General features: G+C 30.1%; 3 protein-coding genes. All 3 read left to right on the top strand.

Features of this window, described 5'->3' with window-relative positions; genetic code table 11:
* Positions 1-97 precede the first annotated feature (97 nt).
* A complete protein-coding gene (locus U9R42_04160) occupies positions 98-1,549 on the top strand; it encodes a T9SS type A sorting domain-containing protein (protein ID MEA3495211.1) in 1,452 nt (483 codons plus the stop codon).
* A 153-nt stretch (positions 1,550-1,702) separates the two neighbouring features.
* Positions 1,703-2,194, top strand: coding sequence for a T9SS type A sorting domain-containing protein (locus U9R42_04155; protein ID MEA3495210.1), 492 nt, complete (start codon positions 1,703-1,705; stop codon positions 2,192-2,194).
* Positions 2,195-2,198: 4 nt separating this feature from the next.
* Positions 2,199-4,061: a tail fiber domain-containing protein gene (locus U9R42_04150; GenBank protein MEA3495209.1), complete on the top strand. Its 1,863-nt coding sequence runs from the start codon at positions 2,199-2,201 to the stop codon at positions 4,059-4,061.
* Position 4,062: the final 1 nt, after the last annotated feature.

Genomic DNA, 4,062 nt, shown 5'->3' with positions numbered 1-4,062 from the left:
CTTTAACAAATAGAAAAAAGTATTAGTAAGTATTACAATTTAATCCTATCTTTGAAAAAATTAATATTTTAATAAAAACAATAAAATCTTAGAAAACATGAAAAATAAATTTATATTACTATCACTTTTTTCTTTTGCTTTCATTTTTACTTCTTTTGCCCAAAATTACGATTTAAGTACTTCCTTAAAAATTAATGATAAAGCAAAACTTAATTCTGAAGTTATTATTCAGGTAGAAGTTACTAATCATGGTACTCAAGAAATAAATTATTTTGATATCAATTACAAAATTGATAACGGAGCCATAGTAACAGAAAGAATAAATTCTAATTTAAAACCAAAGGAAACAAAAGAATTTTCATTATCAAAAAGTTGGAAAGCTGAAAAGGCTGCTCAATTATATGACATTTCTGCATGGGCAACAAACATAAATGGTTATTCAGACGAAAATTCTTCAAATGATATTTCTAGCAAGAATGTATTTGTAAATCATGGAATTACTACAACAAAAAGAGTTCTTTTTGAACAAATTACAGAAGTAGAAAACGGACAATCAACAGATGGTCTTGCAAAATTAATTGATCTAAAAGATGTCTATGGTGATGATTTAATAATTATCAATATTCATAAAAATGATGACATTCAATTATTTACTTTTGAAGGAAACGATATTATGAATACATTAGGAGGAACTATTCCTTCAGGTATTATTGACAGAGAAAAATGGACAGGATTTGATCATGTTGGTATTCCAAGAGATAATTGGACAACAAAAGTTGCTGAAAGAATGGCTTTATCTGCTCCGGTAGAAGTTAAAATTGACAATATTACAGTTGATGCCCTCGATGTTAGTATTGATGTTTCAATAAATTTTGTTGATGATGTAATAGGAGATATTAGGGTAAGTTGTGTTATAGTTGAAAACTATGTTATGGATAAAGGTGTAAATTATGATCAGGTAAATGCGTACAATAATGTGTATGGACACCACTTTTATGGACTAGGTAACCCAATTACTGATTTTCCTCACCATAGAGTTGTAAGAAGATATTTTACTACAGGTGCATGGGGCGATGTTATGAATATTGACAGTTTTTTCCCTCCTCATATTTATGAAATTGGAACACAATATGCCAAATCTTTTGATAGACAAATGTATGTTGGTCCAAATCCAAATCAACTTTGGGCAGTAGTTTTTGTTAGTAAATACGACTATCAAGGTATTGATGACTATGAAGTTTTAAATGTTACTCATAAAAAATTAAACAATGTTTCTGTTGAAGAAAACCCAATGTTAAATAATGTTTCAGAAATATATCCAAATCCTGTAAATGATATCGGTCGTATTTCTTTTAAGATAAAAAATACCGAAACAGTTTCATTAGAAATTTTTAATCCTTTGGGACAAAAAGTAAAACAATATGATACGAAAACATATTCGGCAGGTAAGCAAAATTATTATTTTAATGTAGCTGAATTAGATAAGGGGATATATCTTGCAAAACTGAAAATAGGAAATAAAATTTACGTTAAGAATTTTATTAAATAAGTATTAAAAAGTTAACAACCTTCCTTGAAAAGAGCAATCATATTTTTTATATGCTTGCTCTTTTTTATTAATAAAAGAATTAATTTGGAAAAGTAAATGTTTTATTCTTAGCTTTGTCTGATTAAATCATAACTAAATTAATGATAATTGATTATGAAAAAAGTAATTATTTTTCTATTTGTATTTTTAATTAGTTTCAATATTTTTTCACAATCTGCAAAACCTGAAGTTATTAGTTCGGGTGGAGAGTTTTATGAAAATTCAAATAATTCTTTGAGTTGGACAATTGGTGAAGTTGTTGTTGAAACTACAAAATCTGCAAATAATATTTTAACACAAGGCTTTCAACAACCCTCTTATTCTTTATCAACAATTAAAGAAAATATTAACTCTGAGTTTGAGATTCTTGCATATCCTAATCCTACTTCCGATTTCCTAAACCTTGAAATTAAAACCGACAATAAAAGTTATGATATTGAACTTGAGATAATTGATATTTCAGGCAAAGTTGTTTTAAATCAAAAAATAAAAGAAAGTATTTCTAAAATAAATCTGAGCAATTTTTCAAAAGGAACTTATTTGCTCAAAGTATTTTCAAAAGAAATTGGTGAAATAAATGTTTATAAAATTCAAAAAATAAGATAAAGCTATGAAAAATAAAATTTTCCTTTTCGTTTTTGCACTTTTTATCAGCAGTCTTGCGTATTCTCAAATTCCACAGGCAATAAACTATCAAGCAGTGGCGAGAAACAATGATGGAGAACCCGTAACAAACTCTAATCTCATTGTTAGATTATCGATAATTTCAGATAGTACTGACGGAGTTATCGTTTGGCAAGAAGGTCATTCTGTTAATACAAATGAATTCGGATTATTCAATTTAAAAATTGGAGAAGGAGTATCAACAACAGTTGGTACAGCAAGCAGTTTCGGTGAAATAAATTGGTCGGGAGGACAATTCTATCTAAACATGCAAATTGATTTTGGCAATGGACTTGTTGATATGGGTACCTCAAAAATGCTATCTGTTCCTTATGCATTATTTGCTGAAAAATCAGGTAATGCTGGCGCTCAAACACTAAGTGTTACCGGGCACGAGCTGAGTATTAGTAATGGAAATACTATAACTTTACCCGATGAAAAAAATGATGCGGATGCTGACCCTTTCAATGAATTACAATCACTTATCTTGTCAGGAAACGACCTTTCTATTAGTGATGGTAATAAAATTACTTTCCCCGGAGATGATGATTCAGACTCAACAAATGAGATTCAAACTTTATTGTTGTCAGGTAATGATTTGAGTATTAGCAATGGAAATCAAATTTCACTCCCAATAAGTTGGGTAAAAAGTTCAAATGACATTTATTATGACAATGGCAATGTAAGCATTGGGACTGACCAAGTTTTTAACTCAAAAACAAAACTTAGTATTTTGGATTCCACAGCAAAAAATTCTCCTGCATTAATTTATGCATACAACACAGGTTCAAACAACTTTTTTGTTCGTTCACGAAATATTTTAGGAATAATTGAAGGAATAACAGGAACAAACGAAGCAGTTGCAGGTGAATCAGTAGGCTCTTCTTCAGGAACCAACAAAGGACTTTATGGTTTTGCCAAAGGTGGTATTGAAAATTACGGAGTACAAGGAGTTGCTTATGGAAATTCTTCTGCCGACACCAACTATGGTGTTTACGGAATAAGTGCAGGAAGTGGTTCTACGGGAGCTTTTAACACAGGTGTTTATGGCGAAGCAAAAGGATCAATATTTTATAACAGGGGAGTTGACGGTAGAACTAATGGAGTAGGACAACATAACGAAGGAGTATTTGGACATAGCATTGGAAGCGGAAGCGGACAAAATATCGGTTTATATGGCTATGTAGATTCCAGTAGTTTTGTAAATTATGGTGCATTAGGTGAAACAAAAGGAACAGGACAATGGAATATTGGCATGTTTGCAAATGCGTATGGTGCTGCAACAACTAATTATGCTTTCTATGCCTCAGCGATAAATGCCACAACTAACTATGCAGGATATTTTAGTGGCGATGTTACTGTAACGGGAACATTCTCAAATCCTTCGGATGTGAAATTAAAAACAAACATCAGTGAATTATATTCTTCAATAGAAATTGTTAAAAAATTAAATCCTGTTTCATTTGAATTTAAAAATGACTTTGCAAATAAAGGATTATCTTTCCCTCAAGGAGCACAAAGAGGCTTTGTAGCACAAGAATTAGAAAAAATATTACCGGATTTAGTAACAACTCAAGTTGCACCTATTTTTGAAAATGGGGATGTTTATAATTCCAAAACAATTGAAAAATTTGAATTTAAAAGTATCAATTATCTCGGATTAATTCCTTTGTTGACGGATGCAATTCAAGAGCAACAAAACATTATCGAAAATCAACAATCAGAAATTAATGATTTAAAAGAGCAAAATAAATTATTGATTGAAAGGCTAAATTCAATAGAAATGAAAGTTGATAAATTGATTGACTAAA

This window comes from Bacteroidota bacterium (genome assembly GCA_034723125.1).
GTDB lineage: Bacteria > Bacteroidota > Bacteroidia > CAILMK01 > JAAYUY01 > JAYEOP01.
The sequence above is the reverse complement of the archived record's forward strand: the minus strand, read 5'-3'. Positions and strand labels throughout refer to the sequence as shown.